The organism is Allobosea sp. 05L423, from assembly GCF_056397745.1.
The window spans coordinates 783,379-805,625 of sequence record NZ_JBFTOA010000001.1 but is presented as its reverse complement, the minus strand read 5'-3'; the positions used below and the strand labels follow the sequence as shown (position 1 = coordinate 805,625).

The window sequence follows — 22,247 nt, the reverse complement described above, 5'->3', positions numbered from 1 at the left end:
TCGACCGGCATCAGGAACGGCTGGTCGATCGGGCGCTCCGGCTGCGGGATGTAGTCGTCGACCGTCTTCATCAGCGCGATCACCGCGTCATGGCCGATTTCCGGCGTGACGTTGTCGAGGGCGGCCTTGGCCGAGCCCTTGGTGATCGGGATGTCGTCGCCGGGGAAGTCGTACTTCGACAGAAGCTCGCGGATCTCCATCTCGACGAGCTCCAGCAGCTCGGCGTCGTCGACCAGGTCGACCTTGTTCATGAACACCACCAGCGCGGGAACGCCGACCTGGCGCGCCAGCAGGATGTGCTCGCGGGTCTGCGGCATCGGGCCGTCGGCCGCCGACACCACAAGGATCGCGCCGTCCATCTGCGCCGCGCCCGTGATCATGTTCTTCACGTAGTCGGCGTGGCCGGGGCAGTCGACGTGAGCGTAGTGGCGGGCCGGGGTCTCGTACTCGACATGCGCGGTCGAGATCGTGATGCCGCGGGCCTTCTCTTCCGGCGCCTTGTCGATCTGGTCATACGCCGTGAACGACGCGCCGCCCGACTCCGCCAGAACCTTCGTGATCGCAGCCGTCAACGACGTCTTGCCATGGTCGACGTGACCAATCGTGCCAATGTTGCAGTGCGGCTTCGTACGAGCGAATTTCTCTTTGGCCATGACACCCTTGTCCTCGAAGGCGGCCCTCCGGGGCCTTGAAACGGGGTCGCATTAGGGGGTTTTGCGCGGGGATGCAAGGTTGTGCTCATTCGCCTTCCGCCGGAAGGTCACCGCGGCCTTCGGAGCGACTCAAAAATCCCGCTGCGACTAGGGCATGACGCGGAAGCCCTCCGGACCTAGCCTGTAGAGCTGCTTGCTGACAGGAAAGCCGCCATCGGGGGCTTTCGTCAGCGACCGCAGCGCGGCGACCACCTCGGCATCATCGGCGTCTCCGAAGGCGAGGATGTCGCGTGAGGGCACGGCGATCGCGACATTGCGTGGCAGATTCGGAATGTCCTTCCAAGGATTCTCCAGCAGCAAGATCGAGGCGTTGTTGTCGCCCTCGCCGAAATGGAACCTCCGCAGCTTTCCGAAATCATGGATCTCGAACCGGTCGACGCGCCGGACCCAGTTGTCCAGAACCGCGCGCAGCACGTCCTTGTCGCTCATCCCGTACTGGCCGCCCTCCCCAACGGAGACGAAGCGCGTGATCTTTGGAAGATCGAGTGCCGCTGCGACGATGATGTCGCCCTCCAGCGGAACATATAGCAACCGCGCGTTGGGGTCCCCCTTCTTGCGAGCCATGGCGGCGAACTGCTCGACATAGGATCGGTTCTTCATGACAGGGATCAGAGCCGCGATGAACCGTGCGCGCTCCGCTTCGGTCTTAAGGGCCGACTGGCCCGCGACCGCCTCGGTGGCGCGCTGCGTCAGCTTGTCGAAAGCGCCCTGTCGGCTCTTCGCGTCTGGTAAAGCATTGAATTGCGCGCTGAGCGGAGCCAACCCCATCCGGACATCGTGACCGGCTGTCCTGAAAACCACATCGCCGGCTTCGACGCGCACGGCGCTGACGCCCGCACGACCTTTGAGCATGGTCGTGATCAGCCCTGCCATCTCGGTCTCGCTGAGAGGCCGAGCCTCGTTCAGCCGTTCACGCCCTATCGTTTGAGCGATTGAAGCCGCCGTAGCGGCAAGCACGGCTATGGCCGCAAACAGCACAACCAGTAAGCGCAGCATGTCGAGTTCCCCAACCCGCGAGCAGTATCGCGCGCCAGGAACATAATGGCAACATATTTTAATGACGCTACGTCATACGCCGCCGAACACCCGCCGATAGCGCTCGATCGCCCTGGGGGCGCCGGAAACCTTCTCCGGGTTGTCGGAGAGCTTCACCGCCGGCCGGCCGTTCGCCTTGGTGACCTTGCAGACCAGCGACATCGGATCGAGCGCGCGCGAACCGTCGGGCGAGCAGCCGACGAGGTCGTTGGTGAGGTCCGTGCCCCAGCCGAAGGCCATGCGGACCCTGCCGTCGAAGTGGTGGTAGACGCGCTCGATCGCGTCGACGTCGAGGCCGTCGGAGAAGACCAGCATCTTGTCGCGCGGATCGCGCCCGCGCTCGCGCCACCAGGCCATGATCGTCTCCCCGGCCGGTATCGGCGGGGCGCTGTCGGGGCGAAAGCCCGTCCAATCCGCCACCCAGTCCGGCGCATGGTGCAGGAAGCTCTGCGTACCGAAGGCGTCGGGCAGCGCGATCAGCAGGTTGCCGCCATAGACCTGGCGCCATTCGTCGAGCACGCGATAGGGAGCGCGCAGCAGCTCCTCGTCCGAATCGGCGAGCGCGGCCAGCACCATCGGCAGCTCATGCGCATTGGTGCCGATCGCCTCGAGATCGGCATCCATGGCGAGCAGCACATTGGAGGTGCCGGTGAAGGCCGACCCCAGCCCTTCCTTCAGGGCCTCGACGCACCAGCGCTGCCAGAGATGGCCGTGGCGCCGGCGCGTGCCGAAATCCGAGAGCTTGAGATTCGGCAGCTTCTGCAGCCGCTCGACCTTGCCCCACATCTTGGCCTTGGCGCGGGCGTAGAGCACGTCGAGCGAGAAGCGCTTCTGGCCGAGCATCACGCGCCGGGCTCGCAACTCGTTGATGATGGCAAGCGCCGGCACCTCCCACATCGTCGTGTGGGTCCAGGGTCCTTCGAAATGCAGCTCGTACTGCCCGTCCACCCGGCGCAGGTCGTATTCGGGTAGCTGGAAATCAGCGAGCCAGCCCATGAAGTCCGGCGAGAACATCTGCGTCTTGCCGTAGAAGCTGTTGCCTGCCAGCCAGATCAGCTCGTTCTTGGTGAAACGCAGCGAACGGGCGTGGTCGAGCTGCGCCCGGAGCTCGCCCTCGTCGACGATATCCGCGAGGCGGATGTGCTTCGAGCGGTTGATCAGCGAGAAGGTGACCTGCACGTCCGGGTGGAACGCCCGGATCATCTGCAGCATCAGGAGCTTGTAGAAATCGGTATCGAGCAGGCTGCGGATGATCGGGTCGAGCCGCCAGCCATGGTTATAGGTCCGCGTCGCGATGTCGGTGAAGATCATGACGGCATCAGGTCCGGGGCAGGCTCACGGCGGAGGCAACAGGATGGCGCAGGCGCCGGGCGAAGAACGGCGCATCAGAACAGCGCCTTGAGCGCCGGCGCAAGCGCGGGCCACGCAGCCATGCCCAGCGACAGGACCATGAGTGCCGCCAGCAGCACGCCGAGGAGCGGCAGCACGGCCCGGAATACCGCGGCCGCCGGTACACGCATGATGCCGCTGACGACATAGACGAGGATGCCGAGCGGCGGCGTCAGCCCGTGGATCATCAGATTGACCACGAGGATCACACCGAACTGGATCGGGTCGAGCCCTGCCGTCACCGCGACGGGCAGGAGGAGGGGCGCCAGCAGCAGGATAGCGGCACCGATATCGAGGAAGAGCCCGGCCACCAACAATACGAGGTTCGCGAGCAGCATCACCGCGTACGGGCCCGCCCCGAACACCGTGACGAGGCCGGCCATCTGTTCGGAAATGCGATCCACCGCGAGCAGGAAGGCGAAGGGCGCCGAGGCCCCGATCAGCAGGCCGATCGCTGCCGCCTCCGCCGCGGATTTGCGCAGAGCCGCCAGCACGCCGCGCCAATTCAGGCTGCGCAGCGCCAGACAGGCGATCGCGGCATAACCGACAGCGAGCGCCGAGGCCTCCGTCACCGTCACCACGCCGAAGCGGATGCCGACCACGACAACGACACCGAGCCCGATGGCGGGAATGGCACTGAGGAGCGCCCTGCCCCGCTCGGCCGCGCTCGCCTTCGGCGCGGCATCGACCACGCCGCGCACGCTGAGATGGATGCCGATGGCAAGCGCCAGCGCCAGCACCCCGCCGGCGACGAAGCCACCGAGCAGGAGCGAGCCGACCGAGAGATTCGTCGTGCTCGCCAGGATGAGGAAGGCAATCGAGGGCGGGATGATGTTGTCGAGCATCGAGACGCCGGCAACGATCGCCGCAGCGTTCGCCGGCGGATAGCCGCGCGCGACCAGCGTCGGCGCCATCACCTTGGCGCCGAAGGCGGCGTTCGCCACCGAGGAACCGGAGGCCCCGGAGAACAGCACGCTGGCGACCAGCGCCGTCTGCGCCAGCCCCGCCCGCCAATGCCCGACCAGCGTCGCCGCGAAGCGGATCAGCCGTTCAGCAAGCCCTCCTTCCGTCAGCAATTCGCCAGCAAGCAGGAAGAAGGGAATGGCCAGCAGCAGAAACCGGCCGACGCCGCCGACCATCGTCTGCACGATCGCCGGCTCCGGCAGCAACCCAGCGAAAGGCCCTGTCAGCGAGACGCCGGCCAACAGGGCGAAAGGCAACGGCGCGCCGAGCAGCAGCCCCACTCCGGCGACAAGCGCGGCAACGAGGCTCGGCGTTGGGAAAAAGTCGAAGGAGAGCTGCGCGAGCCCGTAGAGGCCCAAACCCAGCAGCAGTGAGGCAATCGCGCCGGCCCAGCCCCGTTCGAGCCCGCCGCGCAGGAACAGCGCCAGAATCGTCAGCCCGCCCCCGCAGGCGAAGACGGCGAAGCGCAGCGCCTCCGGCAGGCCGAGCACGGTGGACTGGCCACCGACCAGCAACGCGACGTTGACCCCGCCGCCCGCCAGCACAAGCGCTCCATGGAACGCGATCGCATCGGCGGCAATCGCGGCGACCTTGCGGAACCCATCGGGCAGCAGCCGGACCAGCACGTCGAGCCGCATCGCCAGCGTCCCCGTCACCGCGAGCGGAGCGCCGACAGCGATCAGCGCCAGATGCAGCCAGATCGCAAGCTCGTCCGACCAGACGAAGCCGCCGCCGAACAGGTAGCGCCGCAGCACAGCCGCCATGACCACCGCGAACAACAGGGCGAGGATGGCCGCGCCGGCCAGTTCCAGCACATGGCGCAAGGCCGCTTCCGCCCGTGCCGCCGGCCTCCCGCCACGGTTTCGCTCTGTCCCGGTCATCCTGCCGCCATGCCCAGCCTCGCTGCCCAGTTCCGGCCTCCGACGGCCCGCGTCAAGCGATCCGAATTGACATCGCCCATGATTTGGCGACAGGAGCGGGTTCATCGCATCGATGCGGCAGGGCCCGGATGGCGCCATTGCCGATCAGCGTCCAGGTCTGCCAGAAGACGAGCTATGGCTTCCGAAATCACCTCGCCCGCCGCCGGCTTCGGCACGGACCCCGGCGCCCCCTACGACCTCGCCGTCATCGGCGGCGGCATCAATGGCTGCGGCATCGCCCGCGATGCGGCCGGGCGCGGCGCCTCGGTCGCGCTGTTCGAGAAGGACGATCTCGCCAGCGCCACCTCCTCGCGCTCGACCAAGCTGATCCATGGCGGGTTGCGCTATCTCGAATATTACGAGTTCAGGCTGGTGCGCGAAGCGCTGATGGAGCGCGAGCGGCTCTGGGCCATCGCCCCGCACATCATCCGCCCGCTGCGTTTCGTGCTTCCGCATCACAAGGGGCTTCGCCCGGCCTGGCTGCTGCGCCTGGGCCTGTTCCTCTACGACCATATCGGCGGTCGCAAGCTCCTGCCCGCCACCCGCACGCTCGATCTCGCGCACGACGTCGTCGGCAAGCCGCTCAAGGACAACCAGGCGAAGGCTTTCGAATACTCCGACTGCTGGGTCGAGGACGCCCGGCTCGTCGTATTGAACGCGATGGACGCCGCCGTGCGCGGCACCGCGATCCACACGCGCACGCGCGTGGTCTCGGCGCACCGTCAGAACGGCCTGTGGCAGCTCGAAACCGACGGCCCGGAAGGCAGGCGGACGGTCTGGGCAAAAGCGCTCGTCAACGCCGCCGGGCCCTGGGTCGCCGAGGTGCTGAGCGGCGTGATCCACACCAATGCCCGGGCCGGCGTCCGCATGGTTCAGGGCAGCCATATCGTCGTGCCCAGGCTCTACGATCACGACCGCTGCTACATCTTCCAGAACGCCGATGGCCGCATCGTCTTCGCGATCCCCTACGAGCAGGACTTCACCCTGATCGGCACCACCGATCGCGACTACAAGGGCGATCCGGCCGAAGTGGCCGCCACGCCCGAGGAGATCACCTATCTCTGCGCCGCCGCGAGCGAGTATTTCCGCCAGCCGGTCACGCCGGATTCGGTGGTCTGGACCTATTCCGGCGTGCGCCCGCTCTACGATGACGGCGCCTCGAAGGCGCAGGAGGCAACCCGCGACTATGTGCTGACGCTCGACGCTCCCCAGGGCGAGGCGCCGCTGCTTTCCGTCTTCGGCGGCAAGATCACGACCTATCGCCGCCTGGCGGAAGCCGCGATCGCCAAGCTGGCGCCACATGCGCCTTGGGCGGCCCGCGCCAGCTGGACGATGACCGGCGCGCTGCCCGGCGGCGATTTCCCGGTCGGCGGCTTCGACAAGCTGGTCGCCGAGATCGCCGGCGCGTACCCTTGGCTTGAGCGCAAGACCGTGGCGCGGCTCGCCCGCTGCTATGGCACCCGCGCCCGCGAAATCCTTGCCAGCGCGAAGTGCCCCGCCGATCTCGGGCGCCATTTCGGCGCTGATCTGTATGCAAGCGAAGTCCGCTATCTCATGCGCGCCGAATGGGCGCGGAGGGCCGCAGACGTGCTCTGGCGCCGCGGCAAGCTGGGGCTGCGGCTCTCCGCCGACGAGCGCGAGGCGCTCGACGACTTCATGCAGCGGGAAGTCACTGCGGCCGCCTGATCCGTTTTCCCTATAAGAGCAATTGTTTGCGGGCCGACGCGGAATCAATACTGCAAGTTCAGCGTTGGAGCTTGAGTCACTTTCACAGAACCACGTCGTCATCCCGGGCTTGAACCGGGATCCATGCCAGAGCGCTTCCGAGGAAGGTTCCGGTATGGCCCCCAGCTCTCCGCAGCGCTGCGGCGAGCGTTTCGGTAAAAATCGGCACGGCGTCAGAAGCCGCAGATCTCCACGAGCCTGTCCTGCGTCTTCGAGCCGGGAACGCCGTCGACCTTGAGTGGCGGATAGGTCTTCTGGAAGGCCTTGACCGCTTTCGTCGTCTTCGGCCCCTTGATCCCGTCGACGGGTCCTGCTCCGAAGCCCAGCGCGTTCAGCCGAAACTGGACTCCGGTCAACAACGCGGCCTTCGGCGCAGCCTTTTCGCCCGCCTTGATCACCATTTCGGGCAGCTGGATGACGGTCTTGCCCCGCTTGCGTTGCTTGAAGGCATCGAAGCTCGCCTTCACGACCTCCGGCGGCGCGGGGTCGGATTTCGTGGGCGCGGACGTGGCCGCCACGACCACCGGCGCTGCGAAATCGACTCCCTCGAGCGTCTCGATCGCGGTCATGCCTTCGATGACGAAGGCGACGCCCTTGAACAGCGTGATCCCTTGCTCCATCAGCCCGGTGACGCCCAGCGTTTTGACCGCTCCGATCGCCTGCCCCTCCATGAGATTGATGCCGGCCTTGTTGACCGCCCCGTAGTTCAGGCTTTCGACGAGGCTCTCGAGCGTGGCGTGATACCGACCGCCGTAATCGGCGAAACGCACCCGGCCCAGCGCATCGCGCACCGCGATGACGGTATGATTGATCGGCTCGCCTCGGGTGGTCACGCAGCGGATTGCGAAGACCGTGACGCCGTCCTGGGACTTGGCGAGCTGGGTAACGCCCTGGATCGACCTCGCCTGCAGCTGCCTGACCTTAACGCCCTGGGCGATCATGAAATCCATCGCCTGCTTCACATGCGCGCCAAGCTCGTCGACACCGAACTGGTCCTTCGTGATCGACTTCAGCGGCCTGCCGACGGCCTTGGCCATCTCCTTCAGGGTTACGAAGTAGCTCCTCCCCCGCGCGATCGACATGGCGTTGTTGACCGCCTGGAAGGTGCAGGGTCCGGTCACGCCCTGGACCTGCACCGCAAACCGGATCCGTTGCATATGGATCAGCCGCGAGAACATCCCGCCCGCCTTCCCCATCGGGCCGAGCAGGGCAAGCAGGCGCAGGCCGTCCTTGCCGACCCCTGCCAGGCCGCCCTCCGCCATGCCCTGACCGAAGCGCAGCACATCGACATAGCCCGCTCCGAGGTCCATTGAGGTCTGCACGGTGGTGGCAACCGCGACCGCCCACCATTGCGGGTTGTCCTGGACCCATTCGCCCAGTATTTTTTCGGTTTCCCGCTTCTGCTTGTCCCACCAGTCGGCATATTCGGAGAAGGCCATCGTCGCTTCCTTGTCGTGACGGTCTGCTCCTCTTTGTCGATGTCGGACGCCGATCGGTTCACGCCACCTGATAGGCGAAGGCGCCGCCCTCGACGGAAACCCTCGCCTCGGTCAGCGGCTTCTTCTCGAGCTGCAGGTTGAGGATGGCGCGCGAGAGCGCGGGAAGCATCGAGTTGGTGATGATGTTGTCGATCATGCGCCCGCCTGAATCCGGGTCGTTGCACTGGCCGACGATGTGCTCGACCACCGCGCCGTCATAGACGAAGGCCGCCTTGTGGTTCTCGGCCAGCCGCTTGCCGATGCGCCCGAGCTGCAGCCGCACGATGCCGGCCAGCATGTCCGACGACAGCGGATAATAGGGAATGGTCACGAGCCGCCCGATCAGCGCCGGTGGGAAGACCTTGAGCAGCGCGGGCCTGAGGCTCACCGCCATCTGCTCGGGATCGGGCTTGGCCGCGCCGTTCGCCGACATGCTCATGATCTCGTCAGTGCCGACATTCGAGGTCAGGATGATCAGCGTGTTCTTGAAATCGATGCGCCGGCCGGTGCCGTCCTCCATCTGGCCCTTGTCGAAGACCTGGAAGAACAGCTCGTGCACGTCGGGATGTGCCTTCTCGACCTCGTCGAGCAGCACTACCGAATAAGGCTTGCGCCGCACGGCCTCGGTCAGCCGTCCACCCTCGCCATAGCCGACATAGCCGGGAGGCGCGCCCTTCAGCGTCGAGACGGTATGCGCCTCCTGGAACTCGCTCATGTTGATCGTGATGACGTTCTGCTCGCCGCCATAGAGCGCCTCCGCCAGCGCTAGCGCCGTCTCGGTCTTGCCGACGCCGGAGGGGCCGCAGAGCATGAAGACACCGATCGGCTTGTTCGGGTTGTCGAGCCTGGCGCGATTGGTCTCGATGCGCTTGGCGATCATGCCGATGCCGTGCCCCTGCCCGACCACGCGCTTGTTCAGCGTCTCGGCGAGGTTGAGCACCGTCTCGATCTCGTCCTTGACCATCCGGCCGACCGGGATGCCGGTCCAGTCCGAGACGACCGAGGCGACCGACTGCTCGTCGACATGAGCGTAGATCATCCGGTTGGCCGGATCGATCTCGCCCAGCGCCGCGAATTTGGCGTTGAGCACGGCACGCGCGTCCTCGGGATCAGCCGCGAGCTCGGCGGCCGGGGGCTCCGCTTCGGTAGGCGCAGGCGCGACGTTCTCGTTCGCCTCCGGCTTGCCGTTTTCCGTCTTCGCCTCCCCGCCGGGCGCCTTCTCCCCGAGCTTCGCGCGCAGCGTCTTGATCTCCTCGACGATAGCGAGCTCGCCCGCCCAGGCGCCTTCGAGCGCCGCGAGATTCTCCTGCCGCTCAGTGATCTCCGTCTCGATCTCGCCGAGCCGCTTGGTGGCATCGGTGCCGAGATCGGCATCGGCGGTCAGCGACGCCTTCTCCTGTTCCAGCGAGGAGATCGCGACGCGCGCATCCTCGATCGCGGCCGGCGTCGCGCTCTGGCTGACCGCGACGCGGGCGCAGGCGGTATCGAGCAGGCTCACCGCCTTGTCGGGCAGCTGGCGCGCCGGGATATAGCGCGAGGAGAGCTGGACAGCTGCGACGATGGCAGCATCGGAGATGCGGACCTTGTGGTGCTTCTCCATCGGCCCGATCAGCCCGCGCAGCATGGTGCAGCAGCGCGCCACATCGGGCTCGTCAACCTGCACCGGCTGGAAGCGCCGGGTCAGCGCCGGGTCCTTCTCGAAATATTGGCGGTATTCCGACCATGTGGTTGCCGCGATGGTCCTAAGCGTGCCCCGCGCCAGCGCCGGCTTGAGCAGGTTGGCGGCGTCGCCCGTGCCGGCCTGTCCGCCCGCGCCGATCAGCGTATGCGCCTCGTCGATGAACAGGATCACCGGTGTCGGCGAGGACTGCACCTCGTCGATCACGGAACGTAGCCGCTGCTCGAACTCGCCCTTCATCGAGGCGCCGGCCTGCATCAGGCCGATATCGAGCGCGCAGACCTTGACGCCTCGGAGCGGCGGCGGCACGTCGCCGGCCGCGACGCGCTGCGCGAAGCCCTCGGCGATCGCGGTCTTGCCGACGCCGGCCTCGCCGGTGAGAATCGGGTTGTTCTGGCGTCGGCGCATCAGCACGTCGATGACCTGCCGGATCTCGTCGTCGCGGCCGAGGATCGGGTCCATCGTGCCGGAGCGGGCCTTGGCGGTGAGGTCCTGCGAGAAGCGGTCGAGCGCTGTGGTGCCCTTCGGCCCCTCAGCGGCCTCGGCACCCGCCGTGCCGGCTGCTCGCAGGCCTGAGCCGTCCATCGGCCGCAGGTTCTCTTCCTGCGAGCCTTCCCAGATCTTGCCGTAGCCGGCGGCGAGTTCATCGACCGGAATCTTGCCGAATTCCTTGGATAGCCCCGAAAGCGCCCTGCGCAGATCGTTCGACTTCAGCGCCGCGACGAGCAGATGGCCTGTCCTGATCTGCGTCTCGCCGAAGAACAGCGTCGCGTAGTGCCAGCCACGGTCGAGGATATCGACGATGTGGTTGGCGATGCCGGGCATCTCCGTCTCGTTCCGGCGGAAGCCTTCGACCACGCCGCCCAGATCCATCAGCAGCTTCGCGCGGTCGAGCTTGTAATGGTCCGCCGTGAGGGTCAGGTCATTGGCGCTGCCCTGCAGGATCTGCAGCAGCCAATGCGCCAGCTCGACATTGCGGTTGCCGGCGCCCTTGGCCTGCCTCAGCGCCTGCAGGAAGGTGTCGTAGCCGACCCGGTTGAGCTTGCCCGTGACGGCTTCGAGGCTGATATCGGCCATGGTCGTCCCCTTGGAGTATCGGTTAGGCGGCGCTGCTGCGCTTCAGGCGCATGCGCTCGGCGGGATGGAAGCGGGCGTCGCGGCGTAGCGCGCCTTCTTCGATAGTCCAATTCGGCGCCATCCAGCTCGTCCAGCCGAGATGGCCGGACTGGCCGAGCCTGACGGGCTTCACCTCGCCCACCGGCAGCGCCAGCTCGACATCCCATTCGAACTGCTCACCGAGATGCAGGAACACCGCGTCGGCCAGCGGCGCGCAGCGGTCGCCGTTCGGCAGGAAGCGCTGGAACTCACCGAGGTCACCAGCCACGATCTTCACGCGGAACTTGTCCTCGACACTGTAGACGCTGGCGCCGAGCAGCGCGTCGCCGCCAAGCGTGCAATGCGCCCCGCCGAGCCGCGTCCGGTCGGCCGGATCGAAGACGAGACGCATGCCGACGAACTGCTCGATCTCGACCTCGGCCTTGAACAGCCCGGCGAGGAAACGCTGCAGGCGCGAGGCGGATTTCGCTTGCGCGCCGATCAGCCCGGCATGGGCGAGCTTTTCGGCATCGGGCACGCTGTCTCGGGCGAGATAGGGCTTCGAGCCCACGCCGATCATGCTGCCGATATAGGCGGCGAAGCGGTCGAGATCGGGCCTGTCGTGCTGCGCGATCGGCCGTGCATCCGCCCAGGCGCGGTAGAAGAGCTGCAGGAAGCGGTGGTTGAAGATGTCGAGGAAGCGCGGGAAGGCGTCGTCGCGCGCGATCTGCCAGTGATAGCTCTCCTCCGTCGTCGCCAGCGGCAACGCGCCCTGCGGGCCGAGCAGGCCGAGGAACTTGACGAAGAGCCTGAGCCGCCCCTGCGCGTCGCGATCCGCCTCTGCGATGCTCGAGGCCGGGAAGTCGAGAAAGGCCTGCTCGCCCAGCGCGACATATTCCTCCCGCCGCGAAGCGACATCGCCGATGCGCGGACGCTCCGGGAAGCTGCGTTCTAGCCGGCGCATCACCGCATAGAAGTCGAAACGCCAGGGCTCGGCTTCAAGCTGCGCCTGATAGTTCGGCGCCTTTTCCAGCGGAGTGGGGGCGTCTTCCGTCACAGGATGCGCCTCGAACCGGCACGCGGCGGAAAGCGCATGACTTCGCCGCGCTCCACCGTGCGGATCACCGTCTGGGTGAAATGGTTCATCGCCGCGTATTCGGCGAAGAAGCGATCGAGCACCGCACCGAGCAGGAAGACGCCCGAGCCCTCGAAAGCTTTCTCGTCGAGCAGCACGGTGATCTCGAGCCCGCGCCCCGCGCCTGTCCCGGCCCGCTGCGGAAAGCGGCGCACGACGGGGCGGCTGTCGACGCTCTTGATCCCGCGGATGCGCCGCTCGGTGGCGCTGTCGGCGAGATCGGCGAAGAGCGAGAGCAGCTCGCGCAAGGCCGCGCCATTCTCGCCCGCGCCACGCTGGACCAGGCCGAGCTGGTTCAGGCTGATCAGATTGATTAGCCGCCAGGTCACGACGCCCGTCGAGGCTGTCTCGGCGCGCAGCTTGAGCTGCGAGACGACCGGCTCGCGCGGCGGGGTCGGCCCGGCGAGGCAGGCGACGTCGAGCGAGACATTGTCGATCAGGCGGAAATCGGCGCCGCCGACGCCGGTCGGCAGATGCTCGGTCAAATGCCGGTTGGAGCAGAGCGCGCGCACGCTGAGCTCTGCCACCGAGGCGCTGTCGTTCACGCCTGCCGATTCGACCAACGAGATGAACATCTCCGTGCCGGTGTAGTCGGAGGCGCGCCCCTGGCGCCGCTCGGCCGAGGAGCGCCGCCGTGGCAGGCGCCTTTGCGTGTAGTGCAGCCCGTGCAGCGGCGACGCGCCCTCCGGCGAGGAATAGAGCGGGTGCACCGGCTGCTTCTCACGCCCGCCAGCGTAGTGGGCGTGGACGGAGAGAATGCTGTGCGGCTCATAGTCGAGCGCGCGGCTCCGATCCGGCACGACATGAAACTCGTGCTGGTTCGTCTTCACCGGAATGCGATCGGCGGTCTTCTCGAACAGGTTGACCGCGGGCGCGGCATAGAGCGCGAACATCTCCTTGCGCACGGCGCCGGGCAGCCGCGTATTGACCTCGTCGAAGACGAAGATCAGTTCGACCGTCTTGGCCGTGAGCCTCGGCATGATCCCGCCCAGCCCTTCCAGCCGGAAGCCGAGGAACTTGCGCGGGAACCAGAACAGCTCGCGCAGCAGCTCGAAGCCGCGGAAGACGCGCGTATCGGCCGGCAGCATCGCCTCGTCCTCATCGAAGCCGATCTGCTCCAGCCCGCAACCTTCGCCCGGCGTCACCACCGGATCGCCGAACGGGTCGAGATGGCGGAAATGGATGCCGATGCAGTTCGCGAAGAGCTGCTCGTAGAGCGCAACCGCATCGCCCTCGCCGCCGAGCAGATGGAAACTCAGCTCCCGCGCGCGGCAGCCGGCAAACCAACTCGCCGGGTTCTTGAGCGCGTCGGCCGCCGAGGGTTCCTGCACGGGGTCGGCCATGACGCGATGCGTCAAGGTCAGGCGCAGGCCGGCCAGCGCGCGCGGCCCGGCCTTGATGCCGAGCGCCTGCAGCGGCCCCGGCGCGGGAACGTACTCCGCCGCCGTGATCTCGAAGGGCCAGAGCGTGACGTCCGCGCCAAGACGGTAACGGCAGGCGACACGCCGCTCGCGTTCGAGATAGGTCGCATCGACATAGGAGCCACGCGGAATCCGGACGCCCTCGCGCAGGCCCGGATCCGAGTAAGGCGGCGTGATGCCGGCCAGCAGAGCCGAGGGCGTCGGCGCGAGGTAGTTCGGCAGCAGCTGTTCGAGGAGGTTGTTGGTGAACTCCGGGAATTCGTGCTTCAGCTTGAGCTGCACGCGCGCGGCGAGGAAAGCGGCGCCTTCCAGCAGTCCGGCGACCATCGGGTCCATGCGCTCACCGGCAAGCCCGCCGAGCCGCTCGGCGATGCCGGGATACTCCTCGGCGAACTCCTTGCTGTGCTCCATGAAGAGCCGGAGTTCCTGGTTGTAGAGGTCGAGAAACTCCCGGTTCACCGCGTCAGCGCCCCTTGATCGCGATCTTGCCGGTATCGAGTTCGAGATCCGCGACGAACTCGACGGGCACGTTGAGCGGCTCGCAGTTCAGATCGGCGCGGACGAGGAAACGCACCTTGAGCTCGGCCGGATCCAGCGCGTGGTCGCGCTCGACGGCGATCGACTTGCGGATCAGCCGTGGCTCGTAGCCCATCAGCACACCCGCCAGGTCCTCACGGATCGTGTCGACGCGCTGCTCGTCGATCGACAGCCGTGTCATGTCCGGAAAGCCGTGATTGAGGATGGAGCGGCGCACATCCTCCAGCCCCGAAAGGTCGAGCGCGGATGCGAGGTTGACGGTATTCACCAGCGCATCGAGATCGATAGCGATCTCGCGCCTGAGCTTCTGTTCGGTGATGGCAGCCCGCGGCGCCGCGCGTCGGTTCGCAATCACGCGTTCGCCGCCCTCGTCCCTCAGGTCGAGCGCGGTCTTCGCATCCTTTTCCAGATGCGCTTCCCGAAATGCGAACATCAAAGGCGGCCGCAGCCGCTTCTTCGCAATCGGATCGGTCATGTCGCCTCGCCTGCCACGGAAAGGCGCCGGTTCCGGCCGGACCGCCTGACGTCCTCGCGGACGCAGAATGGCGATCCAGCCCTTTGCCGAGGCATCGGATGGGTCCGAAAAGCGCGTTCCACTTTTCGGTCCGATGCCGGCGGAACCGGCGCATTGCACTTCACTTCGCGTTGGCCTTGATGTCCCAGGTCATCGTCATCGCCGCATCAAGATCGCCATCGGCCTTCTGCGGCTTGTACTCGAACTTGATCTTGGCGTAGTTCAGCGAGAACTGATCTGTCGGGATGCTGTTGCCGCCGACTGCATCGCCGGACTGATAGCTCGACACCAGCAGGTCCTCCAGCGTCACGACATAATAGTCCTTCTGTTGCTCGCCCTGCTTGCGGACATAGAGCACGGCCTTCTTGATGTGCTTGCCGCTGGCGCAGGCCTGCGCAAGGTTGGTCGAGGCCTTGCCGACCTGCGAGGTGAAATGGACGTCCTGGAAGCTCGCCTTGCCGGCGCCGCCGCCGGCATTCGCGGCATGCGAACCGGCGTTCGAGATGCCCCAGGAGAAGGAATCCACCTCGATCGTGTCCTTGTGGGTCTTGTCCTTGCTTTCGCCCTTGATGCCGTCGATCTCGAGCAGGAAGTCGGTAGCCATGTTTACCTCCAGAGTGTGAATGGTGGGATGCTCACTTCCGTGAGCGGACCGGTGGACGCACCTCTCCTGTCGCGCCGCCCGGGCGGGCCGGCGCGCCGAAGATTCTCGTTGCCGCCGTCACCTGACGATCAGGTGGCGGTCACTGCTTGGGAGCTGGCAGTCGCGAGACCAGGCTCAGGCCGATATCCATGCCTTCGAGCTGGAAGTGCGGCCGCAGATAGAACTTGGCCGAGTAGTAGCCAGGGTTCTCCTCGTCCTCGAAGACATCGATGCGCGCATCGGAGAGCGGGCGCCGCGCCTTCGTCTCTTCGCTGGAATTGACCGGATCGCCGTCGACATATTCGGTGATCCACTCCTGCAGCCAGCGGCGCAGAGGCTCCTTTTCCTTGTAGGAGCCGACCTTGTCGCGGACCATGCACTTCAAGTAGTGCGCGAAGCGCGAGACGGCGAACATGTAGGGCAGCCGCGACGACAGGTTGTCGGAGGCGGTCGCCGCCACACCGTCCGGCCCCGAGAAGGCCTTGGGCTTGTAGAGCGACTGGGCGCCGATGAAGGCGGCCTTGTCGGTGTTCTTGCGATGGATCAGCGGGATCAGGCCGGACTTGGCCAGCTCCGCCTCGCGCCGGTCGCTGATCGCGATCTCGGTCGGGCATTTCAGATCGATGCCGCCATCATCCGTCGGGAAGGTATGCGTCGGCAGGTTCAGCACCTCGCCGCCCGACTGGACGCCGCGGATGCGGGTGCACCAGCCATATTCCTTGAAGGCGCGATTGACGTTCACTGCCATCGCATAGGCCGCGTTCATCCAGGCGTATTTCTCGCCGCGATGGCCGTCGGTGTCCTCCTCGAAGGCGAACTCCTCGACCGGCTCGGACTTGGCGCCATAGGGCACGCGGGAGAGCACCCGCGGGAGGCACAGGCCGACATAGCGGGAGTCGGCCGCGTCGCGCAGCCCCTTCCAGGCGGCATAGTCCGGCGTATCGAAGACCTTGCCGAGATCGCGCGGGTTCGACAGCTCCGTCCAGCTGTCCATGCCCATCAGGGTCGGATCGGCGCCAGCGAAGAAGGGCGCATGGGCCGCTGCCGCAACCTTCGACAGATCGCGCAGGAGCTGCACGTCGGTCGGGACATGGCTGAAGTGATAATCGCCGACCAGACAGCCGAAGGGCTGGCCGCCGAGCTGACCGAACTCCTGCTCATAGACCTGCTTGAAGAGGGGGCTCTGGTCCCAGCGCGCGCCGGGATAGGTCTTGAGATTGCGGGCGAGCTCGTTCTTCGAGACGTTCATCACCTTGATCTTCAACTGAGCATCGGTCTCGGAGTTGAAGACGAGGTAGTTGAGGCCGCGCCAGGCGCTCTCGATCTTCTGGTATTCGGGTGCGTGCAGCACCTCGTTCATCTGCTCGGTCAGCTTGGTATCGAGCCGCGCGATCATCTCCTCGATCGTGTCGATGACATCGCCCTTGATCAGGGTCTGGTCCGCCAGAGCCTGGTTGACCAGAGTCGCCACCGCGTTCTCGACCTCGGTCGCCGCCCGCTCGGTCTTGGGTTTGAAACTCTGCTTCAGGATCGCCGAGAAATCATCGATCTCGCGGGTCTCTACAGCCGCGCCACCGGGCTGCTGGGTTTGTGCTTCCGCTGCCATTGCCGCCTCGCTCGCTTAACCGCCTGGCGGACCCTTGATCCACGCGAGAGCATTGCTTCTGCGAAAACCGGTTCCCACGTTTTCGCGCATGCTCACACGGCAGGTCCGTGCACCTGTTCTCAGTTCGCCGTCTTGCCTTCGGAAGGTTCGCTCTTGCCGAGCCTGTCCTTCAGCGCCGTCATCAGCTGCGGATCGGCGAGCAGCGCCTTGATCTGGTCGCTCGCTGCCATCTTGCCGTCCATGTAACGCAGCAGGTTGGCGAGCTGCTCGCGCGCTTCCAGGAGCTTGGCCGTCGCCGGGACCTGGCGGGCGATCGCCGCCGGGTTGAAGTCCTCGAACTTCTTGAACTTCAGCGCGACCGAGAGCTTCTCGCTGCTGTCCTCGCCCAGCTTGTTGGGCACGTTGAACGACACGGCGGGCTCGATCGCGGCCATGCGCTGATCGAAATTGTCCATGTCGAAGTCGAGGAACTTGCGCTGCGAAATCTCCGGCTTCTCGATCGCCGAAGCATTGCCGGAAAGGTCGGCGAGAACGCCCATGACAAAGGGCAACTCGATCTTCTGCTCGGCGTTGTACGGGTCCTCATACGTGATGTGGACCCGAGGCGGCCTGTTGCGGCGGATGAACTTCTGTCCTGAATCTCCGGCCATGACGTGCCCTCTGCATCCGTGCCACGTCGACGTAACGTGACATCTTACCCAGTTTCACCCATTATCGATATAGTCGTACCATCGCGACGGAAGGTTCAAAGAAAAGGCGAAAAACTGACCTAGCTGTCGCTCTCCGGAATCTGTGCGACATCGGGCAGGATATTGCCGAGAAGCGACATGAAATCCTGCTGTGCCAGCCCGCAGGCCTTGTCCATCAGCAGCGGCGTCGGGTGCGACGGCTCGACCTGGCGATAGAAGGCAGCAACCGCTCTCATCGCGCTGACCGCGTCGGCACGGCTGCCGATCGCGATCGCCGGCACCGCCTCGGCCGGCGGACGCGCAGCCTCTATCGGCTGCACCTCGGTGGCGCCGCCACCATCTTCCGCGACCCGCGCGTCAGTGGGGCTATCCTCGTCCGCATAGCCGCTATCATCAGCCTCTTCGGCATAGCCCTGCTCTGCGTCGTCCGTTGCCTCGTAGCCATCCGGCGCCGGCAACCGCTCGAGCGGCAGCCGGAATCGACGCAGCTCGCCGATCTCGATCACCGCCTTGTCGACATGCTCGGGAAACATGATCTGGATGACCTCGATCAGTGACTTTCCGATCAGCTGCTGCGCTTGTCCGATCAGCAGGACGGCCGGGCTGGAAGGCTCAGTTTTGCGAAAGTAGCCGAGGCATGCGGCAAGCGTATCCTTCACTTGAAGGATGTTCGAAAGGCCGCCGGGACCGAAGCTCGCAGGGCTCGCTGCCGGCACTGGCGCGTCGTTCGCCGCTGGCGCCACCCCGGCCGGTTGATGGCCCGGAACGCGCCGCGCGATCGCTGCGTCGAGGAAGGCAGCGATCTGGTCGAGAAGCGCCGCCAGGCGCGGAAAGCCGAGGGGATGATCGACACCGACCTTCTCGAGCCAGACCATGCCGATGCGGGCGAGCGCATCCCGCGCCGCGCCGATATGGCCGAGGGTGGCGGTCAGTTGGTCCGGGTCGATCTCCGCCAGCGTGGCATTGATCGCACCCGTGTCGGGATGCTGCTCCCCTTCGACCAGCTTCGTCTCGCCGCTGGCGACGAGCTGGCTGCGGAAGATGAAGGGGCCGAGGCGGCGGCTGACGAAGAGCGGCGCATGCTGCAGCGGCAGCACCACGGTCGGCAGCTCGTCGAGCCCTTGCAACGCGACCTCGCGCATGACGAAGTCGCCGTCCATCGCCCGCGGATGGACCTCCGCCCAATAGCTGCCGAGGAGATCGGCAATGGCTGAAAGGCTGGCCGCGAAACCCGCGACGTCCCGGTTGAGGATCGTCAGCTTGGCCGCGAGCACGAGCAGGCGCAGATCGCGCGAGCGTTGCAGCAGCTTGCCGAGATCGGAAAAGGCGACCGGAAACTCGATGCTGGTGCGATCGAAGGCGACCTGGCGGCCCTCGTCGTCGCGGCGGAAATACGAGGGCGGCAGCGCGACTTCGAGCCGTGCCATGACGTTCATGAAGTCGTTGTCGTCCTCGAGGTCCGGCCCGCAGGGCTCCTCGGCCGAAACGAGCTTCGTCAGTTCGGCAAAATTCAGGCCCGCCATCGCTCTCCCCGCTCACAGGCTGGGCAGTGAGGGCGGAGCCCGCATCGCCCCGTTATTCAGATCCAGCGTCTCATTCGGTGCGCAGGCGGGTTTCCACCCGGCGGTTGTCGCCGGAGAGCGGATCGGCGACGAGCGGCCGTTCCTGACCGTAGCCCTTGGCGACGAGCTTGGTCGGACTGACGCCCTGCTGGCCGAGATAGCGGACCACCGCCTGCGCCCGGCGCTGCGACAGGTTGAGATTGTAGCCGGGGGTGCCGGCGGCATCGGTGTGCCCCTCGACCATGAAGGTCTGCGCGGCGAGCTGCGGCGTCTTCAGAGCCTTCGCGAACTCGTCGAGATTGACCCTCGCCTCCGGCTCCAGCACGTCGGAATTGTATCTGAACTTCACCACGAGATCGAAGGCGCTCGGCGGCCTGGCGACCTCGACGGCATGGCCGGCCTTGGCGCATTCGGCTTCCGTGCCGACGCAAAGACCGCGTGTGAGGCCGGGCTTGGGCGCCGCCGTCGGCCCGAAATGCTTGACGATATCCTCGGCCTTGTAGGTCTGCGCCGCCGCCGGTGCGGCTGCCGTGAGAACCGCAGCGCCGGTCAGTGCGACAAAGGCCATGAAGCCGGACTGCTTGCGCATGGGAACCCTCCCGATAAATGGCGCCATTCGGCGAACGAAGACTTGAGGAGCCGACGATGACTCCCGTTGTTAGTTGCGTCAAGGCGAATTTAAGTTCAATCGGCGAAGGATTTCGTTGATGTCCGCCAATCTAGGGCAAGCTCAAAGAACCGCTTCATTCACGACACCATCTGGTCAAGATAAATTTGCACTTATCAAGTTCGAAGCCAGCGAAGCTTTGAGCGAGTTATTTACCTACAACATCGAAGCAGCAAGCAAAACCGAGAATGCCGACCTGCAAAGTATCATGAGCGAAAAATGCTCGATCAAATTCACGCTCAAGAACAAGAGCGAGCGGGTCCTGAACGGCACGCTGGTCGATGCGCAGTGGCTCGGCCAGCAGGATGACCTCCAGATCTACCGCTTCACTCTGAGGCCCTGGCTCTGGCTGCTCTCGCAGCGGGCAGACTGCCGGATCTTCAAGAACAAGACCGCGCTCGACATCATCAAGGAGATCTTCGGCAAGGAAGGCTCGGCCAGCTTCGAGGATCGGACCAGCGAGACACTCCAGCCGATCGACTACTGCGTGCAGTATCGCGAGACCGATCTCGATTTCGTGCTGCGGCTGATGGAGCAGTACGGCGTCTACTACTATTTCAAGCACAGCGACGGCGACCACAAGCTGGTGCTCTGCGACTCCCGCTCCGGCCATGACGAAGTCGCGGCGGCAGCCGAGCCGAGTTTCCAGGGAGCGTCGTCGGCCTACGCTTTCGTCCCGCAGGGCAACCGCTTCCCCCGCTCGCAGGTCGAGCACCTCACGCATTGGTCGACGATGCGCCGCCTGCGGACCGGCAAGTTCGAGCTCAAGGATTACGACTTCGAGAAATCGGAATCCGACCTCACCGCCCGTGCCGAGGAAGGCTTCCCGAAGGCCAAGTCCTACGAGGCCTACGACTACCCCGCAGCCTACACCAAGCGCGACCGCGGCGAGCATTTCGCCCGCGTCATGGCGCAGGCCGAGCAGGCCAAGGACGACCGGCGCCATGCCGGCGGCGATGCCGCCAGCCTCTATCCCGGCGCGCTGATGAAGCTCTCCGACCATCCGACCGGCTCCGAGAACGCCGAATACCTCGTCGTCAGGGCCAGCCATGCCTACGGCATCCAGAGCTACCGGTCCTCAGGGCGGCAGGACGAGGCGCTCTATCACGGTTCCTACGAGCTGCAGAAAAGCGACCGGCGCTTCCGCGCCCCGCTCGTCACGCCGCGCCCAGCGATCTACGGGCCGCATACGGCCAAGGTCGTCGGCGAGCGCAACCGGGGCGAGGAAGGCGATATCGACGTCGACGAGTACGGCCGGGTCTGGCTGCGCTTCCATTGGGACCGCGAGGACGGCTCGACCTCCTGCCGCACGCGCGTCGCGCAGATGTGGGCCGGCAAGAACTGGGGCGGCCAGGTCATCCCCCGCATCGGTCAGGAGGTGATCGTCGAATATATCGAGGGTAACCCCGACCTGCCGATCATCGTCGGCGCCGTCGTCAACGACCAGCACAAGCCGCCCTACGATCTGCCGGCGAACAAGACCCAGTCGGGTCTCAAATCGGAATCGACCGACGGCGTCGGCTTCCCGGATTGCTACAACGAGATCAAGTTCGAGGACCGCAAGGGCCAGGAAGTCTTCGAGATGCACGCGGAGAAGGACCACAAGGTCGTGGTCAACAACATCGAGACGCGTGAGATCGGCGACAACTTCCAGAGCGGCGGCTATTCCCGCAGGACCACGCTGAAGAAGGGCGACGACAAGCTCGACGTCGAGAACGGCAAGCTCGATATCGAGGCACTGACGGAGATCAATCTCAAGGTCGGCGAGAGCCGGATCAAGATGACGCCGGGCAGCATCGAAATCACCTCGCCCAGCATCAAGATCAAGAGCGTCGGCATGACGGAGGTCGGCAGCGACGGCACCGTCGTGATCAAGGCTCCCATGGTGACGATCAACTGAGAGAGCGGCCGGACATGTCACGCCTGCGTTTCAGCACCGCCAGCGAGGTGTTCGAGACCTTTCCCTCGGCGCATGAGGCCGTCACCATGCCGCCGACAGCCGAGCCGCCGCTCTCGTTCCTGGCGCGGCTCGCCAAGGGTCCGGCGCCGACGGAGGCGATCGGCTTCTGCGCCTTCCTGCTGCCGCGGCGCGAAGCGGTCTGGTGGGGGCTGCAGGCGGTGCGCGCCATGCAGCCGCCCGGCGCGCAGGACCCCGGCCTCGCCGCGGCCGAGGCCTGGGTGCGCGAACCCGGCGACCGCACACGCTTCGAGGCGCTGAAGCTCGCACAGGCCGGCGATCGCGCCCGGCCCGGCACCTGGGTTGCCTGGGCCGCCGGCTATTCCGGTGGCAGCATGGTCKAGAGCCACGGCGTGCCCTGCCCGCCCGACCTCACCGCCAAGATGGTACGCATCGCCGTGCTCAACGCGATCAATCGCCTGCCCTCACGCGAGCGCGAGGTCGCCTTGCATCGCTGCATCGAGGCGTGCATTCGTTTGGCGGAAGACGATGCCGGCAAGCGCTAGCGACGGTTCGAGAC

At 65.9% G+C, this 22,247-nt stretch carries 17 protein-coding genes; 3 read left to right on the top strand and 14 right to left on the bottom strand.

Annotated features, from left to right (window positions below; genetic code table 11):
• The 4 genes from AC1DNE_RS04070 to AC1DNE_RS04055 all read right to left on the bottom strand — a co-directional run.
• Window positions 1–653: GTP-binding protein (locus AC1DNE_RS04070; protein WP_476840915.1), on the bottom strand; the 653-nt coding region annotated here is incomplete at its 3' end.
• Between the two features lie 147 nt (window positions 654–800).
• On the bottom strand, window positions 801–1,586 hold the full coding sequence (locus AC1DNE_RS04065) for a DUF1444 domain-containing protein (RefSeq protein ID WP_441471800.1): 786 nt from the start codon (window positions 1,584–1,586) through the stop codon (window positions 801–803).
• A 195-nt stretch (window positions 1,587–1,781) separates the two neighbouring features.
• Window positions 1,782–3,059 (bottom strand): nicotinate phosphoribosyltransferase, encoded by a 1,278-nt coding sequence (pncB, locus tag AC1DNE_RS04060; RefSeq protein ID WP_441471799.1) that lies wholly within the window; start codon window positions 3,057–3,059, stop codon window positions 1,782–1,784.
• 74 nt (window positions 3,060–3,133) lie between these two features.
• The gene (locus tag AC1DNE_RS04055) at window positions 3,134–4,981 is read right to left on the bottom strand and encodes a TRAP transporter large permease (RefSeq protein WP_441471798.1); all 1,848 of its coding nucleotides are present in this window, start codon (window positions 4,979–4,981) and stop codon (window positions 3,134–3,136) included.
• A gap of 174 nt (window positions 4,982–5,155) precedes the next feature.
• Between AC1DNE_RS04055 and glpD the strand changes: the two genes are divergently transcribed.
• Window positions 5,156–6,706: a glycerol-3-phosphate dehydrogenase gene (gene glpD, locus AC1DNE_RS04050; protein WP_476765928.1), complete on the top strand. Its 1,551-nt coding sequence runs from the start codon at window positions 5,156–5,158 to the stop codon at window positions 6,704–6,706.
• A gap of 212 nt (window positions 6,707–6,918) precedes the next feature.
• On the opposite strand, the gene AC1DNE_RS04045 is transcribed toward glpD, so the two are convergent.
• From AC1DNE_RS04045 to AC1DNE_RS04000, 10 genes are all read right to left on the bottom strand, one after another.
• Window positions 6,919–8,184 (bottom strand): peptidoglycan-binding domain-containing protein, encoded by a 1,266-nt coding sequence (locus tag AC1DNE_RS04045; RefSeq protein ID WP_441471796.1) that lies wholly within the window; start codon window positions 8,182–8,184, stop codon window positions 6,919–6,921.
• A gap of 58 nt (window positions 8,185–8,242) precedes the next feature.
• Window positions 8,243–10,978, bottom strand: a complete 2,736-nt coding sequence (gene tssH / locus AC1DNE_RS04040) for a type VI secretion system ATPase TssH (RefSeq protein ID WP_441471795.1) — start codon at window positions 10,976–10,978, stop codon at window positions 8,243–8,245.
• A 22-nt stretch (window positions 10,979–11,000) separates the two neighbouring features.
• Complete coding sequence (gene tssG / locus AC1DNE_RS04035) at window positions 11,001–12,053, bottom strand: type VI secretion system baseplate subunit TssG (protein ID WP_441471794.1); 1,053 nt, start codon at window positions 12,051–12,053, stop codon at window positions 11,001–11,003.
• On the bottom strand, window positions 12,050–14,011 hold the full coding sequence (gene tssF / locus AC1DNE_RS04030; protein ID WP_441471793.1) for a type VI secretion system baseplate subunit TssF: 1,962 nt from the start codon (window positions 14,009–14,011) through the stop codon (window positions 12,050–12,052). The genes tssG and tssF overlap by 4 nt, the downstream gene beginning before the upstream one ends.
• Window positions 14,012–14,015: 4 nt before the next feature.
• Complete coding sequence (locus AC1DNE_RS04025) at window positions 14,016–14,564, bottom strand: GPW/gp25 family protein (protein ID WP_441471792.1); 549 nt, start codon at window positions 14,562–14,564, stop codon at window positions 14,016–14,018.
• Between the two features lie 160 nt (window positions 14,565–14,724).
• The gene (locus AC1DNE_RS04020) at window positions 14,725–15,207 is read right to left on the bottom strand and encodes an Hcp family type VI secretion system effector (RefSeq protein WP_441471791.1); all 483 of its coding nucleotides are present in this window, start codon (window positions 15,205–15,207) and stop codon (window positions 14,725–14,727) included.
• A gap of 139 nt (window positions 15,208–15,346) precedes the next feature.
• Window positions 15,347–16,852, bottom strand: coding sequence for a type VI secretion system contractile sheath large subunit (gene tssC / locus AC1DNE_RS04015; protein WP_441471790.1), 1,506 nt, complete (start codon window positions 16,850–16,852; stop codon window positions 15,347–15,349).
• Window positions 16,853–16,971: 119 nt separating this feature from the next.
• Window positions 16,972–17,502 (bottom strand): type VI secretion system contractile sheath small subunit, encoded by a 531-nt coding sequence (tssB, locus tag AC1DNE_RS04010; protein WP_441471789.1) that lies wholly within the window; start codon window positions 17,500–17,502, stop codon window positions 16,972–16,974.
• Between the two features lie 119 nt (window positions 17,503–17,621).
• Window positions 17,622–19,064, bottom strand: coding sequence for a type VI secretion system protein TssA (locus AC1DNE_RS04005; RefSeq protein WP_441471788.1), 1,443 nt, complete (start codon window positions 19,062–19,064; stop codon window positions 17,622–17,624).
• Window positions 19,065–19,134: 70 nt separating this feature from the next.
• Entirely contained in the window at window positions 19,135–19,692 is a 558-nt protein-coding gene (locus tag AC1DNE_RS04000; RefSeq protein ID WP_441471787.1) for an OmpA family protein, read from the bottom strand.
• A 118-nt stretch (window positions 19,693–19,810) separates the two neighbouring features.
• Here AC1DNE_RS04000 and AC1DNE_RS03995 point away from each other — a divergent pair, with 118 nt between their 5' ends.
• Both AC1DNE_RS03995 and AC1DNE_RS03990 read left to right on the top strand, forming a co-directional pair.
• Entirely contained in the window at window positions 19,811–21,670 is a 1,860-nt protein-coding gene (locus tag AC1DNE_RS03995) for a type VI secretion system Vgr family protein (RefSeq protein ID WP_441471786.1), read from the top strand.
• Window positions 21,671–21,684: 14 nt separating this feature from the next.
• Complete coding sequence (locus tag AC1DNE_RS03990; RefSeq protein WP_476840914.1) at window positions 21,685–22,233, top strand: DUF6931 family protein; 549 nt, start codon at window positions 21,685–21,687, stop codon at window positions 22,231–22,233.
• Window positions 22,234–22,247 lie beyond the last annotated feature (14 nt).

Excerpts from the sequence above, each read along its gene's own strand:
- AC1DNE_RS04065 (WP_441471800.1), bottom strand. The coding sequence starts at position 1,586 with ATGGCAGGGCTGATCACGACCATGCTCAAAGGTCGTGCGGGCGTCAGC.
- pncB (WP_441471799.1), bottom strand. The coding sequence starts at position 3,059 with ATGATCTTCACCGACATCGCGACGCGGACCTATAACCATGGCTGGCGG.
- AC1DNE_RS04055 (WP_441471798.1), bottom strand. The coding sequence starts at position 4,981 with ATGACCGGGACAGAGCGAAACCGTGGCGGGAGGCCGGCGGCACGGGCG.
- glpD (WP_476765928.1), top strand. The coding sequence starts at position 5,156 with ATGGCTTCCGAAATCACCTCGCCCGCCGCCGGCTTCGGCACGGACCCC.
- AC1DNE_RS04045 (WP_441471796.1), bottom strand. The coding sequence starts at position 8,184 with ATGGCCTTCTCCGAATATGCCGACTGGTGGGACAAGCAGAAGCGGGAA.
- tssH (WP_441471795.1), bottom strand. The coding sequence starts at position 10,978 with ATGGCCGATATCAGCCTCGAAGCCGTCACGGGCAAGCTCAACCGGGTC.
- AC1DNE_RS04025 (WP_441471792.1), bottom strand. The coding sequence starts at position 14,564 with ATGACCGATCCGATTGCGAAGAAGCGGCTGCGGCCGCCTTTGATGTTC.
- AC1DNE_RS04020 (WP_441471791.1), bottom strand. The coding sequence starts at position 15,207 with ATGGCTACCGACTTCCTGCTCGAGATCGACGGCATCAAGGGCGAAAGC.
- tssC (WP_441471790.1), bottom strand. The coding sequence starts at position 16,852 with ATGGCAGCGGAAGCACAAACCCAGCAGCCCGGTGGCGCGGCTGTAGAG.
- tssB (WP_441471789.1), bottom strand. The coding sequence starts at position 17,502 with ATGGCCGGAGATTCAGGACAGAAGTTCATCCGCCGCAACAGGCCGCCT.
- AC1DNE_RS04005 (WP_441471788.1), bottom strand. The coding sequence starts at position 19,064 with ATGGCGGGCCTGAATTTTGCCGAACTGACGAAGCTCGTTTCGGCCGAG.
- AC1DNE_RS04000 (WP_441471787.1), bottom strand. The coding sequence starts at position 19,692 with ATGCGCAAGCAGTCCGGCTTCATGGCCTTTGTCGCACTGACCGGCGCT.
- AC1DNE_RS03995 (WP_441471786.1), top strand. The coding sequence starts at position 19,811 with ATGTCCGCCAATCTAGGGCAAGCTCAAAGAACCGCTTCATTCACGACA.